The 19,823-nt window shown below is 39.1% G+C and carries 22 protein-coding genes; 6 read left to right on the top strand and 16 right to left on the bottom strand.

The features are described from left to right. Window positions 1-198: 198 nt before the first annotated feature. A complete protein-coding gene (locus NQZ71_RS08900) occupies window positions 199-1,374 on the bottom strand; it encodes a TIGR00375 family protein (protein ID WP_275005823.1) in 1,176 nt (391 codons plus the stop codon). A gap of 10 nt (window positions 1,375-1,384) precedes the next feature. Further along, window positions 1,385-1,927 (bottom strand): NUDIX hydrolase, encoded by a 543-nt coding sequence (locus NQZ71_RS08895; RefSeq protein WP_144452733.1) that lies wholly within the window; start codon window positions 1,925-1,927, stop codon window positions 1,385-1,387. A 95-nt stretch (window positions 1,928-2,022) separates the two neighbouring features. Here NQZ71_RS08895 and mciZ point away from each other — a divergent pair, with 95 nt between their 5' ends. Both mciZ and NQZ71_RS08885 read left to right on the top strand, forming a co-directional pair. Next, entirely contained in the window at window positions 2,023-2,175 is a 153-nt protein-coding gene (gene mciZ / locus NQZ71_RS08890; RefSeq protein WP_144452731.1) for a Z-ring formation inhibitor MciZ, read from the top strand. Window positions 2,176-2,250: 75 nt separating this feature from the next. Further along, window positions 2,251-3,162, top strand: a complete 912-nt coding sequence (locus tag NQZ71_RS08885; protein ID WP_317011681.1) for an aldo/keto reductase — start codon at window positions 2,251-2,253, stop codon at window positions 3,160-3,162. A gap of 31 nt (window positions 3,163-3,193) precedes the next feature. On the opposite strand, the gene NQZ71_RS08880 is transcribed toward NQZ71_RS08885, so the two are convergent. Both NQZ71_RS08880 and NQZ71_RS08875 read right to left on the bottom strand, forming a co-directional pair. Then, the gene (locus tag NQZ71_RS08880) at window positions 3,194-3,442 is read right to left on the bottom strand and encodes a YqkE family protein (protein WP_144452727.1); all 249 of its coding nucleotides are present in this window, start codon (window positions 3,440-3,442) and stop codon (window positions 3,194-3,196) included. 18 nt (window positions 3,443-3,460) lie between these two features. Next, window positions 3,461-3,910: an OsmC family protein gene (locus NQZ71_RS08875; protein WP_144452725.1), complete on the bottom strand. Its 450-nt coding sequence runs from the start codon at window positions 3,908-3,910 to the stop codon at window positions 3,461-3,463. 364 nt (window positions 3,911-4,274) lie between these two features. Here NQZ71_RS08875 and NQZ71_RS08870 point away from each other — a divergent pair, with 364 nt between their 5' ends. Continuing rightward, window positions 4,275-5,183 carry an alpha/beta hydrolase gene (locus tag NQZ71_RS08870; RefSeq protein WP_144452723.1) on the top strand — a complete coding sequence of 303 codons (909 nt, stop codon included), beginning with the start codon at window positions 4,275-4,277 and terminating at the stop codon, window positions 5,181-5,183. A gap of 445 nt (window positions 5,184-5,628) precedes the next feature. On the opposite strand, the gene msrA is transcribed toward NQZ71_RS08870, so the two are convergent. From msrA to rnz, 3 genes are all read right to left on the bottom strand, one after another. Continuing rightward, on the bottom strand, window positions 5,629-6,144 hold the full coding sequence (gene msrA / locus NQZ71_RS08865; RefSeq protein ID WP_275005832.1) for a peptide-methionine (S)-S-oxide reductase MsrA: 516 nt from the start codon (window positions 6,142-6,144) through the stop codon (window positions 5,629-5,631). A 218-nt stretch (window positions 6,145-6,362) separates the two neighbouring features. Further along, complete coding sequence (locus NQZ71_RS08860) at window positions 6,363-7,154, bottom strand: SDR family NAD(P)-dependent oxidoreductase (protein WP_317011680.1); 792 nt, start codon at window positions 7,152-7,154, stop codon at window positions 6,363-6,365. 23 nt (window positions 7,155-7,177) lie between these two features. Beyond that, the gene (gene rnz, locus NQZ71_RS08855) at window positions 7,178-8,101 is read right to left on the bottom strand and encodes a ribonuclease Z (protein ID WP_317011737.1); all 924 of its coding nucleotides are present in this window, start codon (window positions 8,099-8,101) and stop codon (window positions 7,178-7,180) included. 388 nt (window positions 8,102-8,489) lie between these two features. Here rnz and zwf point away from each other — a divergent pair, with 388 nt between their 5' ends. Together zwf and NQZ71_RS08845 are read left to right on the top strand one after the other, a co-directional pair. Next, window positions 8,490-9,995 carry a glucose-6-phosphate dehydrogenase gene (zwf, locus tag NQZ71_RS08850; protein ID WP_144452717.1) on the top strand — a complete coding sequence of 502 codons (1,506 nt, stop codon included), beginning with the start codon at window positions 8,490-8,492 and terminating at the stop codon, window positions 9,993-9,995. 85 nt (window positions 9,996-10,080) lie between these two features. Beyond that, window positions 10,081-11,190 (top strand): metallophosphoesterase, encoded by a 1,110-nt coding sequence (locus NQZ71_RS08845; RefSeq protein ID WP_275005835.1) that lies wholly within the window; start codon window positions 10,081-10,083, stop codon window positions 11,188-11,190. 49 nt (window positions 11,191-11,239) lie between these two features. Here NQZ71_RS08845 and gndA read toward each other — a convergent pair whose 3' ends face one another. The 4 genes from gndA to NQZ71_RS08825 form a co-directional block, all read right to left on the bottom strand. Continuing rightward, window positions 11,240-12,649: an NADP-dependent phosphogluconate dehydrogenase gene (gene gndA, locus NQZ71_RS08840; protein WP_144452715.1), complete on the bottom strand. Its 1,410-nt coding sequence runs from the start codon at window positions 12,647-12,649 to the stop codon at window positions 11,240-11,242. Between the two features lie 161 nt (window positions 12,650-12,810). Then, on the bottom strand, window positions 12,811-14,070 hold the full coding sequence (locus NQZ71_RS08835; protein ID WP_144452713.1) for a DNA polymerase IV: 1,260 nt from the start codon (window positions 14,068-14,070) through the stop codon (window positions 12,811-12,813). 21 nt (window positions 14,071-14,091) lie between these two features. Continuing rightward, a complete protein-coding gene (locus NQZ71_RS08830; protein WP_317011679.1) occupies window positions 14,092-14,568 on the bottom strand; it encodes a chemotaxis protein CheW in 477 nt (158 codons plus the stop codon). A 224-nt stretch (window positions 14,569-14,792) separates the two neighbouring features. Next, window positions 14,793-15,917 (bottom strand): tripeptidase T, encoded by a 1,125-nt coding sequence (locus tag NQZ71_RS08825; protein WP_260055368.1) that lies wholly within the window; start codon window positions 15,915-15,917, stop codon window positions 14,793-14,795. A 161-nt stretch (window positions 15,918-16,078) separates the two neighbouring features. Here NQZ71_RS08825 and prli42 point away from each other — a divergent pair, with 161 nt between their 5' ends. Then, window positions 16,079-16,174, top strand: coding sequence for a stressosome-associated protein Prli42 (gene prli42 / locus NQZ71_RS08820; RefSeq protein WP_150908772.1), 96 nt, complete (start codon window positions 16,079-16,081; stop codon window positions 16,172-16,174). 57 nt (window positions 16,175-16,231) lie between these two features. Here the strand turns inward: prli42 and NQZ71_RS08815 are convergent, their stop codons facing one another. The 5 genes from NQZ71_RS08815 to NQZ71_RS08795 form a co-directional block, all read right to left on the bottom strand. Next, window positions 16,232-16,744 (bottom strand): L,D-transpeptidase, encoded by a 513-nt coding sequence (locus NQZ71_RS08815; protein WP_260055369.1) that lies wholly within the window; start codon window positions 16,742-16,744, stop codon window positions 16,232-16,234. A gap of 104 nt (window positions 16,745-16,848) precedes the next feature. Next, window positions 16,849-17,571: an amino acid ABC transporter ATP-binding protein gene (locus NQZ71_RS08810; RefSeq protein ID WP_127737539.1), complete on the bottom strand. Its 723-nt coding sequence runs from the start codon at window positions 17,569-17,571 to the stop codon at window positions 16,849-16,851. After that, on the bottom strand, window positions 17,564-18,223 hold the full coding sequence (locus tag NQZ71_RS08805; protein ID WP_127737538.1) for an amino acid ABC transporter permease: 660 nt from the start codon (window positions 18,221-18,223) through the stop codon (window positions 17,564-17,566). Before NQZ71_RS08805 ends, NQZ71_RS08810 begins: the two co-directional genes overlap by 8 nt. Before the next feature lie 85 nt (window positions 18,224-18,308). Continuing rightward, a complete protein-coding gene (locus tag NQZ71_RS08800; protein WP_127737537.1) occupies window positions 18,309-19,070 on the bottom strand; it encodes a transporter substrate-binding domain-containing protein in 762 nt (253 codons plus the stop codon). 242 nt (window positions 19,071-19,312) lie between these two features. Then, on the bottom strand, window positions 19,313-19,750 hold the full coding sequence (locus tag NQZ71_RS08795) for a BrxA/BrxB family bacilliredoxin (protein ID WP_144452707.1): 438 nt from the start codon (window positions 19,748-19,750) through the stop codon (window positions 19,313-19,315). Window positions 19,751-19,823 lie beyond the last annotated feature (73 nt).

Raw genomic sequence — 19,823 nt, 5'->3', positions numbered from 1 at the left:
AACAAGAGCGCAGCATATGACTAGTAACTCTAGTATTTTTCTACCAAATTATATTTAGCATATAAAATTCAGTTTTTGTGCTAAATGGGAGAGGATGAGATCATACTTTCTAAACTGGAACCACAAAAAAACCAAACTATTAATCAATAATGATCAAATAGTTTGGTGTTGAATTAGACTTTACATACTGTTTTCTGTTTATTTATTTTCTTCCTTTATATAAACACTTCCGTAACGGCCTCCGCCTCCTACTGTGAGGGACAGGCTGCCTTCTCTTGCTGCTTGGATATAGTCTGCTATTTTGGCTGGGACTATTTCGGCCAGCTTTTCATATGGTGCAGCATGTATGATTTGCATTTCTGTTGAGAAATAGGAAAGCAGCTTCTCTAGTGTTTTGTTTCCTAAACCTGGGATGAATTCAAGTGGTACTTGGTGAATATAGGGTGGCCGCGCTGGTTTCGTACTTTTTGTTGAAAGCTCCTGAATCCTTGCAGCAACTCCTTTTTTTACGATTTTATGACCACAGCTGCTACAAGCAGCTTCTTCTTCTCCTAGTGGCTTATGACATTTCAAGCAAACTGTTTCATGGTATTTGCCTAACAACGGGTCCATCCCATAATTCGCCACAATTCTCCTGCCATCCATCCCCTTTAATGCCTTTTCCAGCTCTTGAAAGGATGCTTCCTTCAGCTCCAATATTTGATATTCACGGCCGAGTTTCGCAAGTGAATGGGCATCTGAATTTGTTACATAAGGATAAGCATGAAGCTCCTTTATATTGTCGGCCATTTCTGTATTTGAGCTTAAGCCAAGTTCGACTGCATCAATGAGTGACGGATCGAAAACCTCTGAAAGAGATTGCTTCACACCGCTTCCATACATACTTTTAAACGGCGTGAAGATATGAGCAGGAATAAACAGGCCACAAAGCTCCTTTACCTTTCGCTGCAGCTCGATTCCTGTCACATATATACGTTGTGAACTTAATTGAATATTCTTCATTTTACCAGACAGCCATAAGGAAAATTCCTTCATTGCATTCAATGTCGGCAAATAGCAGAGCACATGAATCGGTCCACTACATGCATCATCATATATTTCTAACTCAGAACCAGGAATAATCGTGATACCATCCATTTCCAGACCGCCGCCACTCTTTTGAGTCATTCTGCCTTCTGCTATGTATGTATCCATTTCCATTAATACTTCTGGCGAATGACAATCAATAATCCCAATCATATCAAGCCCCTTTTGAAAACTCGCATACTCAATGATGTTCAAAAAGGTTAAGTTCCGAGATCCGGTTATTTTTACGGCTTTACCGCTTGCTGTTCTGCCAATATGAATATGCAGGTCTGTAAATATGTGTTTCATCCCTATCACCTTATTTTCCAAGGAGCTGCCAGTATTGAACAGCATACATTGTTTTAGCATCAAGAATTTTTTGCTCCTTTATTAAAACAAGCGCTTCTTCTAATGAGATTTCCATAAGATTCACAAACTCATCCTCGTCAAGTCCTGCTGCATCTTCCTTTTTATAAAGTCCTTTTGCTAAGTAGATATGAACCAGTTCATCTGCAAAGCCTGGTGATGTATAAAAGGAGGTAATATGCTCCAAGTTCTTACAGCCATAGCCAGTTTCTTCCTCAAGCTCCCTGCTTGCACAAACGGCAGGATCCTCGTCCTTTTCCAGCTTACCTGCCGGAATCTCAATAATCGCTTTTTCAAAGGCTTTTCTGTATTGTTCCACTACAACAAGCTTATCATCCTCTGTTATGGCAATAACAGCTACCGCACCAGGATGCTTAATGATTTCCCGTGTCGATGTGTTCCCATTCGGAAGCAGCACCTCATCGACTTGCAGAGAAATAATTCTTCCTTTAAAGATTTCCTTTGTGCTGATTGTTTTTTCTTCTAAATTTTCCATCTGTGTTTCACTCCTGTTCTATTTTCTAAACCAGTTTTCATATATTTCATTATACTTATTTCCCCTTCCAAAAGGGAAGGAAACGGAGGCAATCCTTGAAGATTTATAAACAACAAAACGCAATTATTCTGACAGGCAAGGCTTGGCAAGTGCGTCATATGCTTAAAAATTATCAAAAAGACTATAAGTTTGTAAAAGACTGGATAGATGCAGATACACCGCAAAGAAAAAAAGAAGCCAAAAAATAGGGCACATCCTTTGTCTTCTGCTCCTTCTTTTCGATAAAATAAAGAGGCAAGCTTAACATGAGAGAGGTGTTTTTGATGAAAAAGAACCGTTTAGGACAATCTGATTTATATATTTCTGCACTTGGTCTTGGATGCATGAGCTTAGGAACAGACGAAAAAACAGCTTTCCCTGTGCTGGAGGCAGCAATAGAAGCTGGCATTAATTATTTTGACACAGCTGATTTGTATGACCTCGGACAAAATGAGCAATTACTCGGCAAATTCTTTAAGCAAAATCGTGAGGATATCATCATTGCCAGTAAAGCAGGGAATAAATGGCAGGAAGGTGAGGAAGGCTGGACTTGGGATGCCAGCAAATCCCACATAAAGGAAGCTGCCAAAAACAGCCTCAAGCGTCTTGGCACTGATTACATTGATTTATATCAGCTCCATGGCGGGACACTGGAAGACCCTATTGATGAAACAATTGAAGCGTTTGAGGAATTGAAAGAAGAAGGTTATATTCGTTATTACGGCATTTCCTCCATTCGTCCAAATGTCATCAGGGAATATGTAAAGCGTTCTAATATTGTATCTGTTATGATGCAATACAGTGTATTGGACAGGCGTCCAGAGGAAGAAGCATTGCCGCTGCTTCATGAAAATGGCATCAGTGTTGTTGCACGGGGACCTGTCGCAAAAGGGTTGCTTAGTGACAATTTTGCGAGAAAGCTTTCTTCAAAAGGCTATATGGAATATACGGAAGAAGAACTTCGCTCAACATTAGAGTTATTAAAGGAAAAATTAGCTCACAATCATTCCTTACTGGAAGCGGCAGTACAATATAATCTTTCTAATCCTGCTGTTGCCTCTGTTATTGCTGGAGCAAGCAGTGTCTTGCAGCTGCAAGAGAATGCTAAAGCTGTTAACAGTGCTGCACTTACTCCAGATGAACTAAAAATCATTCAGGAGGCTTCAAAGGCATCCATTTATAAAGATCATAGATAATAATAAAAGCAGCAGGGTCATCCTGCTGCTTTTATTTGAATTCTTTCCAGTTCATCGGTGTATCGTTCAGAAGCTCTTCAAAGCTTTTGTTTTTTTCTTTTTGGCGGCGTTCTTCTTTTTTTCTTGCTTCTTCTGCTTTTAGTCTTTCTTCCTCTTCGGCCTTAAGTTCTTGCTTCTTATCCTTTAATTGCTTTGCGAGCTGCTCATTTAGCATATCTCCTAGTGTTACTGGCTTGTCGCTAGTTTCTTTTTTCGCCTGTCTGTTTTGTTTCTTCTTCATGTAAATCTCCCCTACTATTTATTCACCAATTCGTATCGTCTCATCAAGGCTAACTTTAACATTGCCTTTAATTGCTCTTGTAATCATGCAGGATGCCTCCGCTTTCTCAGCAAGCCTTGCTGCAAGCGTCACGTCTTTTTGTGTCGCTTCATCGTTCAATATAATTGTTGGACGATGGATTATCTCCTTATATGTAAAGACACCGTTTGTCACATCTACAATTGCTTCCGATTCTAGGTTTAAGCTTTTTTTGTTCAAATTGCTTCTTTCCATCATAGCAGCCAATGTGATAATGAAACAGGTTGCTGCCGCACCTAAAAGCATTTCATCCGGATTTGTCCCGACACCTGGCCCATCCATTTCCTGCGGGATAGAAATTTGCGTTTTTAAGTTCCCGCTTTCGATTGTACCGATATCATTGCGAAGCCCTGGCCAGTTTGCCTTTAAATGAAAATGATGCTCTGCCATTAATTATCAACCTTTCTGTTTGCACTTGCTTGTATCATACCATATTTTTTAGTTCCCGTTCATTTCCGCGCTTCTGTCCACTAACAGGCTCTATTTTCGGGAAAAACGGTGTGTCACGTAATGGAACAAGCCGTATACTGTTACTATTCTTGCTATTTTTCAGTGAGTATATCTTTCACCAGCTCCATATGTAAATGCTCTTCTGATTAAATCTGCCAAATTACGGGTATCCTTATTTTTGTATATGTATCGGTAGCCTAAAAAGGTTGTATTTACTACTATAGCCTGCTTTGTTTCTTTAGAAAATAATGGTAAACTCATAGTAGTTTTTTGAAATGAAATTATTTTGTTCGGGGGAATGAATGTGAAAAAATTTTTTCGCTATTTCTTTTCATTCTTGATATTTTTTACATCCATCGGTGTTTACTGCACAAATAGGTTGATGTATATGAAGAAAAAAGAGGACGAATTTATCTTTAACAGAGAAAAGGCCGCCGGAAGGCTTGATCCTGTGACATTAGAGACACTAAAAAAAAGGGAAATAAGTATTCCGTCTCCTTATGGCTATATGTTAAAAGCAATTGCTACAGAGCCATATCCTAATAAGCGCTATATTATTATTGCTCATGGAGTAACTGAAAATAAACTAAATTCCATCAAATATATGAACATGTTTTTAGAAAGAGGATTTAATGTCATTATTTATGACCATCGCAGACATGGCGAGTCTGGCGGTAAAACAACAAGCTTTGGTCATTTCGAGAAATTTGACTTAAAGGCGGTTGTTGATTGGTTAAAGGCTGATAAAGGCGAAGATATACTATTAGGAATTCACGGGGAATCAATGGGTGCTGCTACAATGATTTTATATGCTGGCATGGTCGAGGATGGAGCTGATTTCTATATTGCTGATTGTCCCTTCTCCGACTTTGGTGAACAATTGAACCATTTAGTCAAAGCAGAAATGAAGGTGCCGGGTAATCTGTTCTTGCCAATTGCTGATTTGGTCCTGCGGGCAAGACAGCGATATTCCATCCGCCAAGTCTCCCCAATTGCTGTAATTGATAAAATTGAGAAGCCGATGCTATTTATCCATAGTGAAAAGGACACCTTTATATTGCCTGAAATGACACAAAAGCTGTTCGAAAAGAAAAAGGGACCGAAGAAGCTATTTCTTGCATTAAATGGATTCCATGCTCAAAGCTATAATGAAAATAAGCAAGAATACGAGCAAGTAATTGATGACTTTTTGCAGGAGTACGTAATGAAATAATAGGCAGATGCTTTATAGAGAGTGCTTAAAATTGGTTAAAGCTCTGAAACTTTTGCAAACAGAATTTTAATATTGGAACGAAAAAGAGGCTGGGACAAAACAAAAGATAACCTTTCTAAACACGAATAATAAAATTACATCTAAATTTGAAAAAAGAAGCACGTGACTAAATAGATATGGGTTTAAAATTGGTTCGTTTCATTGCGCGCTCGTCCTCGCGCTTTCCGCGGGGAGGAAGCTGAGCCTCCTCGTCTTCGCCTGCGGGGTCTAAGCCTTTCCTCTATTTCTCGCAGGAGTCGAGTGACCTCCGCTCCATTCCACTAAGTTTTCTAATAAGTGTATTAAAACTAAAAAACACAAAAAAGCCGAACTATTTAATCATTGGTTGATTAAGTAGTTCGGTTTTTATGCGGATTCACTTACTTATGTCCCAGCCTCTTTTTTCTCACTTCCAATGTTCGTTTATATATTCATCTCTGCCAGACTTTTCTCTGTCCTCTTTATAATGCTGCTTGTTTTTCTTATGATAGTCTTGGTGATATTCCTCAGCAGGATAAAAAGTTACAGCAGGCTCAATTTCGGTAACAATCGGCTTTTTGAAGCGGCCACTATCTTCAATTGCCTTTTTTGACTCCTCTGCCAGCTGTTTTTGCTTTTCATTATGATAATAAATCGCCGTACGATATTGAGAGCCTCTATCATGAAATTGCCCGCCGCTGTCTGTTGGATCAATTTGCTGCCAATACAGCTCTAGCAGTCTTTCGTAGGGAAATAACTCTGGATCAAAGGTGATTTCCACCACTTCCGCATGTCCAGTAGTTCCTGTTTTTACTTGCTCATATGTAGGATTTTCGATATGTCCTCCCGTATAACCTGACACAATACCGCCAATTCCAGGAAGCTCATCAAAAGGTGTTACCATACACCAAAAGCATCCGCCTGCAAATGTCGCTTTTTCCATGTTGTCGCCCTCTTTCTATCCCAATAATGCTTCTATTATAGAAGCTTTTCCCTTACAGATATTGAAACTAGTATATAATAAAATCTAGTAGGATACTACCATTTAACACTAAAAAAGAACTGCTGTGCAAATGGATATTACTTCAACCAGACCTGTATGAAATTATAAGATACAGTCTATGATTATAAACAGACTCCCCCCATTTTAAATAAGAGGAATTATTTTTTATCAAGCATACCGCCCATCACCCGATCTGCTATGCGCGGAAATAAACTGTACAGGATACTGCCTGCATTCATCCACCCTGGCAGGTTCAGCTCTCTTTTTGGCTTTAAAAGCAGTGCCGTAATACGGTCCGCAACGTATTCTGTTGTAAGCATAAATTTCTGCACATTCTTTACATAGTTGCCGGACTTATCTGCTACTTCAAAGAAGTTCGTATCAATCGGCCCTGGATTAACAGCACTTACATTTATAGCAGTTTTCGCTACCTCCATCCGGAGACTATTCGTAAAGCCTAAAACAGCATGCTTTGTTGCAGAATAACCAGACGATTTTGCTGTCGCAAGCTTGCCGGCTTGTGAAGCAATATTAATAATATGCCCTTTGTTTTCCTGCAGCATAGATGGTAAAACCTCTTTTGTACACGAAATAAGACCGAGCACATTTACTGCAAACATCCTTTCCATGTCCTGCATATTTGTTTCATGCAAATACTCAAAAATGCCAAAGCCAGCATTGTTAACGAGAATATCGACAAAGCCTACCTTTTTATATATTTCTGTAAAAACCTCATGAACCATCGTCAAATCACTTACATCCAACACAAAATAAAGGGGCTCTGCTGCTGTCTCTTTCTGTATTCTCGCCGCAATTTCCTTCAGCTTGTCTTCTGATCTTGCAATAAGTATTGGTCTAGCACCGAGCCTTGCTGCATTCTCAGCCAGCCTTTCTCCGATTCCGGAGGACGCACCTGTAATAATAATATTCTTGCCTTGTAAGTCTCTCATCGCTTCACCTCTTCATTTACTTGCTATTCTTTATAAGCTGGAATCTCATACTCTTTAAAGTCCTCCGCTACAGATGAAGCCGGAAAGATTGCTTGTGCCTCCTCTAGCAAAGTTTCTACTGTATCGTATCTCGCACTGATATGTGTAAGAATCAAGAATTTTGCGCCTGCTTCCTTCGCATTCGAAGCGGCTTGTCCTGCTGTTGAATGGTAATACTCGCCCGCTATGGCCGCTTCCTTTTCTGAAAATGTAGCTTCATGCACTAAAACATCTGCAGCCTTTGCCAGCTCTACAGCAGCACAACAGCTTCTAGTATCACCGAGAATAGTAACTATTCTACCTTTTATACTAGGCCCAACAAAGTCCTTCCCGTCAATGATGGTACCATTATCAAGGGTTACTTCCTTGCCTGCTTTAATTTCTCTGAATAGTGGTCCAGGCTTAACTCCCATTTCCGCCAATTTTTCCGTCAAAAGAGCGCCTGGCCGAACCTTCTCGACAATTCGATAACCAAAGCTTTGCACACCATGCTCTAGCATTTTCGCTTCGACATAAAACTGATCATCGTCTAAAATAATGCCCTCATTTACTTCGACTATATTCAGTTCATATTTCAAATAAGTTTGACTGACCTTCAAGCTGACAGCAATATAGTCTGCAATGCCTTTTGGACCATAAACAGTCAGTGGGGTTTCTCCGCCTTGAAAGGACCTGCTTGCCAAAAAGCCTGGCAAACCGTATATATGATCACCATGGAGGTGAGTAATAAACACCTTTTCCACTCTTCGCGGCTTAATATTTGTATGTAAAATTTGATGCTGTGTCGCTTCACCACAATCAAATAACCAAATGCTCCCTTTTTCCTCAAGCAGCTTTAACGCGATGCTTGTCACATTCCTCGCTTTTGCTGGTATTCCAGCACCAGTGCCTAAAAATGTTAATTGCATAAAAACCATTCACTTCTTTCTCTTTTTCTCTTGTTTACCTTTATAAGAGGTTAGGTATGCTAACATTGTATAATTTGCACAAAATAACCGTTGATACTAGCAGTATAATGCAAAAAATGACCTAATCCAAATATATTAAAACTTTTTCCTAGTAAGTTTCCCTATTATCATGTAATATCTAAAAAGATAACATATTTTTTAGGTATCGATATGGCGGCTGCCTACTTATTAAAATTTTCAAATATTCAAACATAATATTTGCTAAAATGATTTTAGTCAGCTAAAATTCTATACCTGTAAGATGCTTACCATAGAAAAAACATGGCAAGATCAACACCATTGGAGATAAAAGCATTGAGATCCATACATATATATAGAAAAGAGGTCCATGTACGTGAATCAAAATCAACATTCTACTGCGTTAATCATGATTTTTGGGGCAACTGGAGATTTGGCAAACAGAAAGCTGTTTCCTTCCCTTTACCGTTTGTATCAAAAAGGCAAGCTTTCCCGCTTTGCTGTAGTCGGTGTAGGAAGAAGAACGTTAACGGATGAGCAGTTCAAACAAAATGTACAGAACTCTGTCGCTGAAGCGATTGATGGAAGCAAGGATTTAGAAGCATTTGCTTCTCACTTCTGCTACCATTCACATGATGTTACAGATTCCAGCTCATATGCTGCTTTGAAAAACATCGCGGACGACCTGGATAACAAATACAGTTTAGGTGGAAACCGTGTGTTCTATCTGGCAATGGCACCTGAATTCTTTGGCCCAATCGCTATCCATCTTAAACAGGATGGTCTTACAGATGTTTCAGGCTTTAAACGCCTTATCATCGAAAAGCCATTTGGCCATGACCTTGAATCAGCAAAAGAACTGAACGAACAAATCCGGACAGCATTTGCTGAAAATGAAGTATACCGCATTGACCATTATTTAGGTAAAGCAATGGTACAAAATATTGAAACGATCCGTTTCTCTAATGCCATTTTTGAAAACCTTTGGAATAACCGCTATATCAGCAATATTCAAGTTACTTCAAGTGAAGTTTTGGGTGTTGAAGAACGAGGCAGATACTATGAAACTAGCGGAGCACTTCGTGATATGGTGCAAAACCATATCTTGCAAATGGTTGCGTTGCTTGCAATGGAGCCGCCTATTCGTCTAACACCTGATGAAATCCGTTCTGAGAAGGTTAAAGTGTTCCGTGCGATGCGCCCTGTTGAAGGGGAAGACGTAAAGAACTACTTTGTCAGAGGCCAGTATGGAGAAGGACTTGTCGAAGACCAAGAGGTACCAGGCTACAGAGAAGAACAAATGGTTAATCCAGCATCACAAACAGAAACATTTGTAGCCGGAAAAGTCATGATCGATAACTTCCGTTGGGCTGGAGTGCCTTTTTATATCCGTACAGGAAAACGCCTTGAATCAAAATCTACAAAAATAGTTGTTCAGTTCAAGGACATTCCAATGAACCTTTACGATAAAAAAGATCAAGCACTTACTCCAAACTTGCTTGTTATTCATATTCAGCCAGAAGAAGGCATTACCTTGCATTTAAACGCTAAAAAAGCTGGTCAAAATATGGAAGCTACACCAATTAAATTAAGCTATGCAAACACAGGCATTGCAAGCATCAATACACCTGAAGCATATGAAAAGCTGATTGATGACAGCATTCATGGCGATGCAACTAACTTTACCCACTGGGACGAGGTAGCTCTTTCTTGGAGCTATGTTGATAAAATCTCACAAGCATGGTCAAGCACAACTGCTGAAAACTTCCCTAACTACGCTGCAGGCAGCATGGGACCGAAGGAAGCAGACGAACTGCTTGAAAAGGATGGCTTCTTCTGGTGGCCACTTAGCCAGTTTGAAGTAGATGTTTGCTGATTATAATTATAACAATATCAAAAACGTGAAATCCTCGATTTCACGTTTTTATGTACTTATAAAATGATGGGAGTTTGGAAGTTTGATGGGAAAAACAAAAATAGTCTTGCAGTTCTTACTCATGTTTCTTCTGTATAATTTAATTATTTTATATATTGGCTGGAATATCTTCACATGGCTCGAGGTATTGCTGCCGAATGTATATGTTCCTGTTTTAACAGCTTTACTGCTTATCGTCGCTTATTCGTATTTTGCCGGCCATCTCATTCGGTCCATTCCTGTATTCCGAATTGTCGGTTCTTACTGGCTCGGTTTTCTTCAGTATGCTGTCCTTATCCTACCATTAGCTGACTTGATAGCATACATTATTTCACGATATACAGATGCTGATAAAACAATTGCTATAGTCGGGATTGCCACCTTTATAGTATTTGCCTATTTACTGATAGCCGGGAGCTATAATGCGTATTCCCCTGTTGTCAAACAATATGAGCTTATGATCCCTAAAACAGCAGCAAAACCAAGTAAGCTGAGAATAGCAATGGCATCAGATATGCATTTCGGCACACTTTCAGGCAATGCTCATTTAAACCGTTTAGTTGAGCAAATCAATGGATTGACACCAGATATTATTCTTTTTCCAGGAGATATTATTGACGATGACCCTATTCCTTTCCTTCGTAAAAGAATGGGCGATAAAATGATGGAATTAACTGCTCCCTTAGGAATTTACGGCGTGCTAGGAAACCATGAATATTATGGCAATAAAATTCCGGAGTTTTTGGAGGAAATGAATCGTGTCGGTGTAAAGATATTAATGGATGAGACAGAAGTAATAGATGACCGGTTTATCCTGGTTGGCAGAAAGGATAAGACAGATAAAAAGCGCTTGCCTATCAAGGAACTGGTGAAACAAAAACCTGCCGATTTCCCTGTGATTATGATGGATCACCAGCCTGCAGAGTTAGTGCAAGCAATGGAGGAGGGTATCGATTTATCCTTATCTGGCCATACACATAGAGGTCAAATGGCACCAAATCATTTAATTACTAGAAGGGTATTTGAACTCGATTGGGGCTATAAACAAAAGGAGCAGCTTCATGCAATTGTATCATCTGGATATGGCTTTTGGGGACCTCCGATTCGTTTAGGAAGCCGTTCAGAAATTGTATGTATTGATATTGAATTTGTATAAAAGCAAGCAAACAAAAAAACACCATATAGGTGTTTTTTTGTTTGGCTTATTATTTCATCCAGTTAGTGTGGAATACGCCTTCTTTATCAGTGCGTTGGTATGTGTGTGCACCGAAATAGTCACGTTGTGCTTGAAGAAGGTTTGCTGGAAGTGTTTCTGTACGGTAGCTGTCAAAGTAAGCTAGTGCAGCAGCAAAGCTTGGTACAGGAATACCGTTTAATACAGCACCTGAAATTACTTCGCGAAGAGCAGATTGGTATTGCTCTGTGATATCGCTGAAGTAAGGATCAAGCAATAGGTTTTTCAATTCTGGGTCACGGTCATAAGCATCCTTGATTTTTTGTAGGAATTGTGCACGGATAATGCAGCCTCCACGGAAAATCATCGCAATCTCACCGTAGTTAAGATCCCAGTTATACTCTTCAGATGCAGCTCTCATTTGCGCGAAACCTTGCGCATAAGAAACAATCTTGCTCAAGTATAGCGCTTTGCGAACAGACTCAATGTATGCTGCTTTATCGCCAGTAAATGCTTTGATTTCTGGTCCAGTCAATACTTTGCTAGCTTTTGTACGTTCGTCTTTCATTGCAGAAATGAAACGTGCAAATACTGATTCAGTAATCATTGGAAGCGGAACACCTAAGTCTAATGCACTTTGGCTTGTCCATTTACCAGTACCTTTTTGGCCTGCAGTGTCAAGGATCAAGTCTACTAGTGGCTTACCAGTTTCTTCATCCACTTTAGTGAAGATATCTGCAGTGATTTCGATCAAGTAGCTGTCAAGCTCGCCTTTGTTCCAGTCAGCAAACACTTCATGCAATTCTTGAGCTTCAAGGCCAAGAACATGCTTCATGATGAAGTATGCTTCACAGATTAATTGCATATCTCCATATTCAATTCCGTTATGAACCATTTTTACATAGTGGCCAGCACCATCTGGACCGATGTATGTTGTACAAGGCTCATCGTTCACTTTAGCGGAAATATCTTGGAAGATAGGAGCTACAAGCTCATAAGCTTCTTTTTGTCCACCAGGCATGATAGAAGGCCCTTTAAGAGCTCCCTCTTCTCCGCCGGATACACCTGTTCCGATAAAGTGGATTCCAAGCTCACTTAATTCTTTGTTGCGTCGTTGCGTATCTACGAAGAAAGTGTTTCCTCCATCAATAACAATGTCGCCTTTATCAAGCAATGGCTTTAATTGTTCGATTGTAGCATCAGTTGCTGGGCCGGCTTTAACCATAAGCATGATTTTGCGAGGCACTTCCAATGATTGCACAAACTCTTCCATTGTGTATGTTCCGAAAATGTTTTTGCCTTCTGTTTCTTGCAGCATTTCTTCCGTTTTTTCTTTAGAACGGTTGAATACTGAAACAGTATAGCCCCTGCTTTCGATGTTCATAGCAAGGTTTTTACCCATTACTGCTAAACCAATAACCCCAAATTGCTGTTTTGTCATCTTTTAACGTCCCTTCTAAACTATGTATCCTTAGCTTTATAGTTGAATTCACTTTACTTTAGCAAGATTCTACTATTTATACAACTATTCTAGCTCATTCCAAACAAACTTTCATCGAAATTTTGAAAAAAATTTTCTCAAAAAGCAAATTATCTTAAAAACTACTTTCCTTGAAGGAAATCTTTGTTAAAACTGGTTTGAGTACCGACATCTTCGTCAGATTTTGATATACCGTTTCGCTCAGAGGCAGGTTCAATAATCTTCGTGCCATACTTCTCCTTCAGCTGTTCAATCGTTTTCCATAACGGTTCTTTTTCCGCTTCCTTCTCAAATGAAAACAAGTCTAGCTGTTTTGCAACATGGTCATTTTCTACTAAGTCTGTCGCAGTAATACCAAGCAGTCTAATAGGATTTCCATTCCAGCCCTGCAGAAATAATTCCTTGCTGACCTCTATTAAATCACTTTCTGACTTAAGTGGATTATTCAGCTTTTTGCTTTTTGAAAAGTTCTTTCTGTTACTATAACGGATTGTAATGCTTATCCCCTTTGTGTGGACTTTCTTGCGCTTCATGCGCGTCGCGACCTTATGTGCCAGCTCAGCTATAGTAAGAAATAGCTCCTGCTGGTTTGATGTATCCTTAGCAAGTGTTGTCGAGTTACCGATACTTTTAAATTCATTTGCACTTTGCGGATCGACATGTCTGTTGTCAATACCATTTGCTCGATCCTTAAGCCGTGGCCCATTAATACCAAGTAATCCCTTCAGCTGGATAGAATCAGCCTCTGCAAGGGCCTTAATTGTATCAATCCCCTGGCTCCTAAGCTTTTCGCCTGTCTTCTTGCCAATTCCGTGCATTTCCTCCACAGCAAGTGGCCAAAGCACAGAAGGAACATCTCTTTTCCGCAAAACCGTGATCCCCATTGGTTTCTTGAAATCCGACGCCATTTTTGCAAGAAATTTATTAGGAGCAATCCCAATACTGCATGGTAAATCGAGTCTGTCGTATATTCTTTTTTGAATGGTTTCCGCTATTTCTAGCGGTGTTCCAAATTCATAACTCTCTGTAATATCAAGATAACCCTCATCAATTGAAACAGGCTCAACTAAATCGGTAAACTCACGCAAAATATCAAACATGGCAACAGAAGCTGTTCGATATCTGTCAAACTGCGGCTTCTTAATAATCATATTGGGACACAGTTTTTTCGCTTCCCATAAAGGCATCGTTGTTTTCACGCCAAATTTTCTGGCCTCATAGCTGCAAGTGATAATAATCCCTTTTCGTTCCTCCACATTTCCAGCGATAGCAAGTGGCTTTCCTTTTAATTCAGGGTCATATGCCATTTCTACAGATGCATAAAAACTGTTCATATCAACATGCAAAATTACTCTGCCTTTTTTCGGATAGAACTCCTTCATAGCACCCACCAATCCTCATCTTTACACAGGCTGTTTATTCATATAATCCTTGATATCGTTGAGGCCTGCAAGTGAATCAAGTAAATTTTTCGGATCAATCATCATAATTAAGCGATCATCCTCTACGTTTAAAACACCAGTAAAATAACTTGTCTTTTGGTAAACGGACAGGCCAGCTTGCTTGATCATTTCGGCTTTCACATCAATTATTTCTTTCGCTGCATGAACAAGGACAGCAAATGACAGTTCCTCCTGTCTGATGACAATAAGTCTGTTATGCTCTGATGAAGTTGATGTTTTGTTATACAGGATATTTTCAAGATCAATCACTGGTATAAGCTCATCTCGCACCTTCGTTATACCAATTACATATGATGGCAGCTGGGCAACACTAGTTATATTCTCCTCTTTTTCAATTGATATAACATCCTGAATGGAAATAGCGTATTCTCCACCTGCTACTTGAAATATAACGGCTTTATCTATAGCTTCTATCATTCGTTTTTCTCCCGCTTTCTCTATAAACTTTTATGTAAAATCAATAATTTCGAAATCTACCTAGTATTATTATACTAATTTTCATTGATTTCCTCTATAAAAAAGCCTAATTCCTGCTTAAGCAAACGGGCAAGACATTATCCTCCAATATTTCGCCTATTATTTCTGAATAGTAATTTAAATAAAAAAGCCTTCCCCATAAAAGGGGAAGTGCTTCTGCTCTATTATTTACTTGCTACAACTTCCTCAATGATTGCTACAACCATTTCCGCCAATTTATTCAATTCTTCAATCGGCATTCTTTCATTTGTTGTATGTATATCCTCATAGCCAACAGCAAGGTTCACTGTAGGAATACCAAAACCACAAATGACATTAGCGTCACTTCCGCCACCGCTTTGCTGTAATTCACAGCTTCTGCCGATTTTCGCTGCAGCTTTACGAGCAACCTCAACAACATGGTCACCTTCACCGAACTTAAAGCCTGGATACATCACTTCCACATCAACAATCGCCTGGCCACCCATTTCTTTAGCAGCAGACTCAAATGCATTCTTCATTTTTTCCACTTGAGCTTCCATTTTCTCAGCAATCAAGGAACGAGCTTCTGCTAATATTTCCACATGGTCACAAACGATGTTTGTTTGCTGTCCGCCTTCAAAACGTCCGATATTTGCTGTTGTCTCACTGTCTATTCTGCCAAGCGGCATTTTAGAAATTGCTTTTGACGCAATAGTAATAGCAGAAATACCCTTTTCAGGCGCTACACCGGCATGCGCTGTTTTGCCAAGAATTGTTGCTTTCACCTTTGCTTGTGTTGGTGCAGCAACGACAATATTACCAACGCTTCCATCACTGTCTAATGCATAGCCGTATTTAGCCTTTACCAATGATGGATCAAGAGCTTTTGCACCAACCAAACCTGACTCTTCCCCAACTGTAATAACAAACTGAATCGTACCATGCGGGATAGACTGCTCTTTCAAAACAGTGATAACCTCCAGCATAACTGCAAGACCTGCTTTATCGTCAGCACCCAAAATAGTCGTGCCGTCTGTTACAACATACCCATCCTTAATGGAAGGCTTAATACCAACGCCTGGTACTACTGTATCCATATGCGAAGTGAAATAAATCGGATCTGCTCCTTCAACAGTACCTGGAAGGGTACAAATCAAGTTCCCCGCACCATGGCCAGTTACAGCTGTCGTATCATCTTCAAATACGTCTAATCCAAGTGCCTCGAATTTACTTTTAAGCAATGCACAAATTTCTTTTTCATATTTTGTTTCAGAATCAACCTGTACAAGCTCCAAAAATTGGTTCAATAAACGTTCATTATTAATCATATTTCGTTCCTCCAAATAATTACTCACTTTATTAGTATACACCTAAAGTAGCAAATGTTTGAAATATAATCTCTAAGTTTGTTGGAAATTTCTTTATAGTTGTTACTTTATGCTTTTCCTAGTAAAATAAAAGGACATAGAGAGAGTAATTGGAGGAATTTATGAGAAATAAAAAATTTCAGAAATTCGTAGTCTACTTAATGATTTTCATCATGTTACTATCAACCTTGCTGATTGGCATAGGTATGTTATTCTAAAAAAAAGCTGATTTTAGCGCAATAGGCTAAAATCAGCTTTTTTTATTATTTTCTAACTCATTCATGATTAATTGCTCCGTATTCAATTGCTAGCGCTTCTGAGCCTTGTTTAGAATCAGTAATTAATACTTTTGTTCCAAGTGGTACTGTTTGAAAAATGGATTCAATTACCTCATTTTGCATTCTCACACAGCCTTCAGACACATAATGACCAATGGAAGCAGGATTATTTGTCCCGTGAATTCCATATGTTCTTCCGTCTGTTCCTTCAGCATCGAATCCAATCCATCTCGTGCCAAGTGGGTTTTTTGAGTCTCCACCCATAATATTCTTCTTCCGGTAATAAGGATTCTCCGCTTTTACTGTGACGGTGAACAAGCCCTCTGGGGTCAGCTCATCCCTTTTTCCTGTCGCGACACTAATAACGGTCTGCACTCGATTATCATCAATTAGCGTCAATTCGTTTGTACTTTTATTGATGATAACGAATGGATCTCCTGGCAAGGGATTATCTCCCAGAGGCCAGAGCGGGGATAATCCCAGCAGCATAAATGCCAAGAACTTCAGCATGACACTCACCCTTTTTAGTTTATAGTGTGTGCCCGCATCTTGTTTTTATACCAGTTTTTGTAGGATAGAAAAAAAGCTGTCTTGTATCAAGACAGCTTTTAGGATTAAAGCATTTTTTCCAGAAATTCTTTTGCTCTTGCGCTTTTTGGATTGGAGAAAAACTCAGCAGGTGGTGCATCTTCAACAACTGATCCTTCGTCAAGGAACAAAACTCTGCTTGCAGCTTCTCTTGCAAATCCCATTTCATGTGTCACAATCAACATTGTAATCCCTGTATTCGCAAGAGACTTCATTACTTCCAGAACTTCTTTAACCATTTCAGGGTCAAGTGCTGAAGTTGGTTCATCGAACAAAATCACCTCAGGGTTCATTGCAAGTGCTCTGGCAATAGCTACCCTTTGTTTTTGCCCGCCTGAAAGACGACTAGGATATTCATTGGCTTTTTCAGCAAGGCCAACTTTTGTAAGCAATTCCATCCCAAGCTTTTCAGCATCTGATTTGCTGATGCCTTTTACCTTAATTGGTGCATACGTAACGTTTTGCAATACAGTCTTATGCGGGAAAAGATGAAAATGCTGGAACACCATACCGACATTTTCTCTCATTTTTTTTATATTAGCCTTCTTAGCAGTAACTTCCACATTATCAATGAAAATTTTACCCTCAGTAGGCACCTCTAATAAATTCAAGCAGCGCAGGAAAGTGGATTTACCAGAACCAGATGGTCCAATAATTGTCACAACCTCGCCTTTTTTTATTTCTGTTGAGATTCCTTTCAAGACATGTAAGGAACCGAATGATTTATGCAATTGTTGAACATTAATCACTTCTTCTCATTCTCCTTTCAAGAACCTTCGCAAGCAATGTCAGTACCATTACCATTACATAATAAATTACCCCTGCCAACAATAATGGTTCGAAGTAGGAAAATTTGTCTCCACCCATTATATAAGCTCGTCTCATAATATCCGTAACACCAATAACAGTAACAATCGCTGATTCTTTTGTCAGAGATACTGCTTCGTTTATAAGTGCTGGAAAGATGTTTTTCAGTGCTTGTGGAAGGATTAAATCAAACATAGCTTGTCTGTTGTTAACTCCAAGAGCAAGTGCCGCTTCTTTCTGACCTTTATCAACAGCAAGAATACCTGCACGGATAATTTCAGAAATATATGCTGCGGAGTTTAATCCAAATGACAGAATTGCAGCAGCTGCCGGTTCAATTTGCACACCAGTAATTTGCGGTGTACCGTAATAAATAATCATTAATTGAAGGACTAGCGGTGTTCCTCTGAAAATAGATGTATACGCATCAGCAATCCAGCTTAATACTGGAAATTTGCTTATTTTTAAAATTGATAGAACAATACCTAATACAAAGCCCAAAATCCCGGCAACAAATACAATTTTTAATGTAACAGTAATTCCTTTTAATAGAAAAGGAAGGGATGGAATAAACTGTTGAAAATCCAATTCCATTCTATAACTCAATCCTTTCAAAAAATAAGAAAACGTTAAAGAGTGCCTCTTTAAACGTTTTTCTTATTTAAGCTATTTATTTATATTAGTTACCAAACCATTTAACAATTAACTTATCTAATTCGCCGTTTTCTTTCATTTTATTCAATTCAGTATTGAACTCTTTTGTCATCGAGCTGTCTTTCGGGAACGCGATTGCAGAACCTGCATCATCATTTGCCTCTGTAGCAGTGAATGAGCTCAAAGAATCATCCTTTTTCAAATATCCTTGTGCTACCACATCTTCAATGATTGCAGCATCGAATCTGCCAGCTTTAATTTCTTCAACCAATTGTGGAATACGGTCACGGTTTTCCACTTTCACATCCACGTTTTTTGCGATTTCTTTCGCAGCATCTTCTTGGATGGATGCAAGCTGTACGCCGATTGTTTTACCTTTTAAATCTTCTACGCTGTTAATATTGCTGTCTTTTTTCGTGATTACTAAATCTTGTGCCGTATAGTAAATATCACTGAAATCAACATTTTCTTTTCTTTCAGGTGTTGGTGACATTCCTGACATGACCAAGTCTACTTGACCTGCTTGGATTGCCGGAATCAAGCCGCTGAAATCAAAATCTTTCACTTTAATTGTATAGCCTAGTTTTTCACCAAGTGCATTTGCTAAATCAATATCAAATCCGATGATTTCCTCACTTTTCGCTGAATCGATGTATTCAAACGGAGGATAGTCCGCAGATGTTCCCATAATAAGCTCTTTCTTGTCAGATCCCTCACTGTCTGAGCTAGTACCACAACCTGCTAGAATTGCTATCATTAAAAGCATAAGTGCCATTAGTTTCTTCATTAAAGTTTTCCCCCTATAATCATAATGATGTATTTTTCGCGATGATTTTCTGTTCTCATGAGATTTATATTCATACAACTATATGAATTTTAACACAAACTTATAATTATTCAATACACTTTATACAAATTCATTAAAAAAATAAATTTCTGATAGATAGAATAGAACTATTTTTCTGAAAAAGTTTCCAAAGAAAAAAACAGAGGATTTCTCCTCTGCTTTTTTGTCCTATTGCTCCGAGCTTATACTTCGTCACAATATTCTTCAAATGCATGCTGCAGCTTGCCAACTACTTCCATTGGATCATGTCCTTCGATTTCATGGCGCTCTACCATTTTTACGATTTGCCCATCCTTTAACAATGCGAAGGATGGAGAGGATGGCGGATATCCTGTGAAGTAGGCTCTTGCTTTTTCTGTTGCTTCCTTATCCTGACCTGCGAATACTGTCACTAAATGATCTGGTTTCTTTTTATAATGCAACGAATATCCTGCAGCTGGACGGGCAATGCCTCCTGCACATCCGCAAACAGAATTGACCAACACTAATGTCGTTCCTTTTTTAGCGAATGCCTCATCCACTGATTCAGGTGTAGTAAGCTCTTTATAACCTGCTTCTTCCATGTCTTGGCGTGCTTGGCGAACAACATCGTTCATGAATAAATTGAAATCGATATTCATTATTTTGCCCCCTCCGATATATTTGTTTAGAACATAATTGTCCAAATCAATCATCATACCTTATTATTATCAA

The sequence above is a fragment of the Niallia taxi genome, assembly GCF_032818155.1.
GTDB classification, from domain to species: domain Bacteria; phylum Bacillota; class Bacilli; order Bacillales; family Cytobacillaceae; genus Niallia; species Niallia taxi_A.
The sequence above is the reverse complement of the archived record's forward strand: the minus strand, read 5'-3'. Positions and strand labels throughout refer to the sequence as shown.

Bases quoted from the DNA above. Each gene is read 5' to 3' on its own strand.
- NQZ71_RS08900 (WP_275005823.1), bottom strand. From the start codon at position 1,374: ATGAAACACATATTTACAGACCTGCATATTCATATTGGCAGAACAGCA.
- NQZ71_RS08895 (WP_144452733.1), bottom strand. From the start codon at position 1,927: ATGGAAAATTTAGAAGAAAAAACAATCAGCACAAAGGAAATCTTTAAA.
- NQZ71_RS08885 (WP_317011681.1), top strand. From the start codon at position 2,251: ATGAAAAAGAACCGTTTAGGACAATCTGATTTATATATTTCTGCACTT.
- NQZ71_RS08880 (WP_144452727.1), bottom strand. From the start codon at position 3,442: ATGAAGAAGAAACAAAACAGACAGGCGAAAAAAGAAACTAGCGACAAG.
- NQZ71_RS08875 (WP_144452725.1), bottom strand. From the start codon at position 3,910: ATGGCAGAGCATCATTTTCATTTAAAGGCAAACTGGCCAGGGCTTCGC.
- msrA (WP_275005832.1), bottom strand. From the start codon at position 6,144: ATGGAAAAAGCGACATTTGCAGGCGGATGCTTTTGGTGTATGGTAACA.
- NQZ71_RS08860 (WP_317011680.1), bottom strand. From the start codon at position 7,154: ATGAGAGACTTACAAGGCAAGAATATTATTATTACAGGTGCGTCCTCC.
- rnz (WP_317011737.1), bottom strand. From the start codon at position 8,101: ATGCAATTAACATTTTTAGGCACTGGTGCTGGAATACCAGCAAAAGCG.
- zwf (WP_144452717.1), top strand. From the start codon at position 8,490: ATGTACGTGAATCAAAATCAACATTCTACTGCGTTAATCATGATTTTT.
- NQZ71_RS08845 (WP_275005835.1), top strand. From the start codon at position 10,081: ATGGGAAAAACAAAAATAGTCTTGCAGTTCTTACTCATGTTTCTTCTG.
- gndA (WP_144452715.1), bottom strand. From the start codon at position 12,649: ATGACAAAACAGCAATTTGGGGTTATTGGTTTAGCAGTAATGGGTAAA.
- NQZ71_RS08835 (WP_144452713.1), bottom strand. From the start codon at position 14,070: ATGAAGGAGTTCTATCCGAAAAAAGGCAGAGTAATTTTGCATGTTGAT.
- NQZ71_RS08830 (WP_317011679.1), bottom strand. From the start codon at position 14,568: ATGATAGAAGCTATAGATAAAGCCGTTATATTTCAAGTAGCAGGTGGA.
- NQZ71_RS08825 (WP_260055368.1), bottom strand. From the start codon at position 15,917: ATGATTAATAATGAACGTTTATTGAACCAATTTTTGGAGCTTGTACAG.
- prli42 (WP_150908772.1), top strand. From the start codon at position 16,079: ATGAGAAATAAAAAATTTCAGAAATTCGTAGTCTACTTAATGATTTTC.
- NQZ71_RS08815 (WP_260055369.1), bottom strand. From the start codon at position 16,744: ATGCTGAAGTTCTTGGCATTTATGCTGCTGGGATTATCCCCGCTCTGG.
- NQZ71_RS08805 (WP_127737538.1), bottom strand. From the start codon at position 18,223: ATGGAATTGGATTTTCAACAGTTTATTCCATCCCTTCCTTTTCTATTA.
- NQZ71_RS08800 (WP_127737537.1), bottom strand. From the start codon at position 19,070: ATGAAGAAACTAATGGCACTTATGCTTTTAATGATAGCAATTCTAGCA.
- NQZ71_RS08795 (WP_144452707.1), bottom strand. From the start codon at position 19,750: ATGAATATCGATTTCAATTTATTCATGAACGATGTTGTTCGCCAAGCA.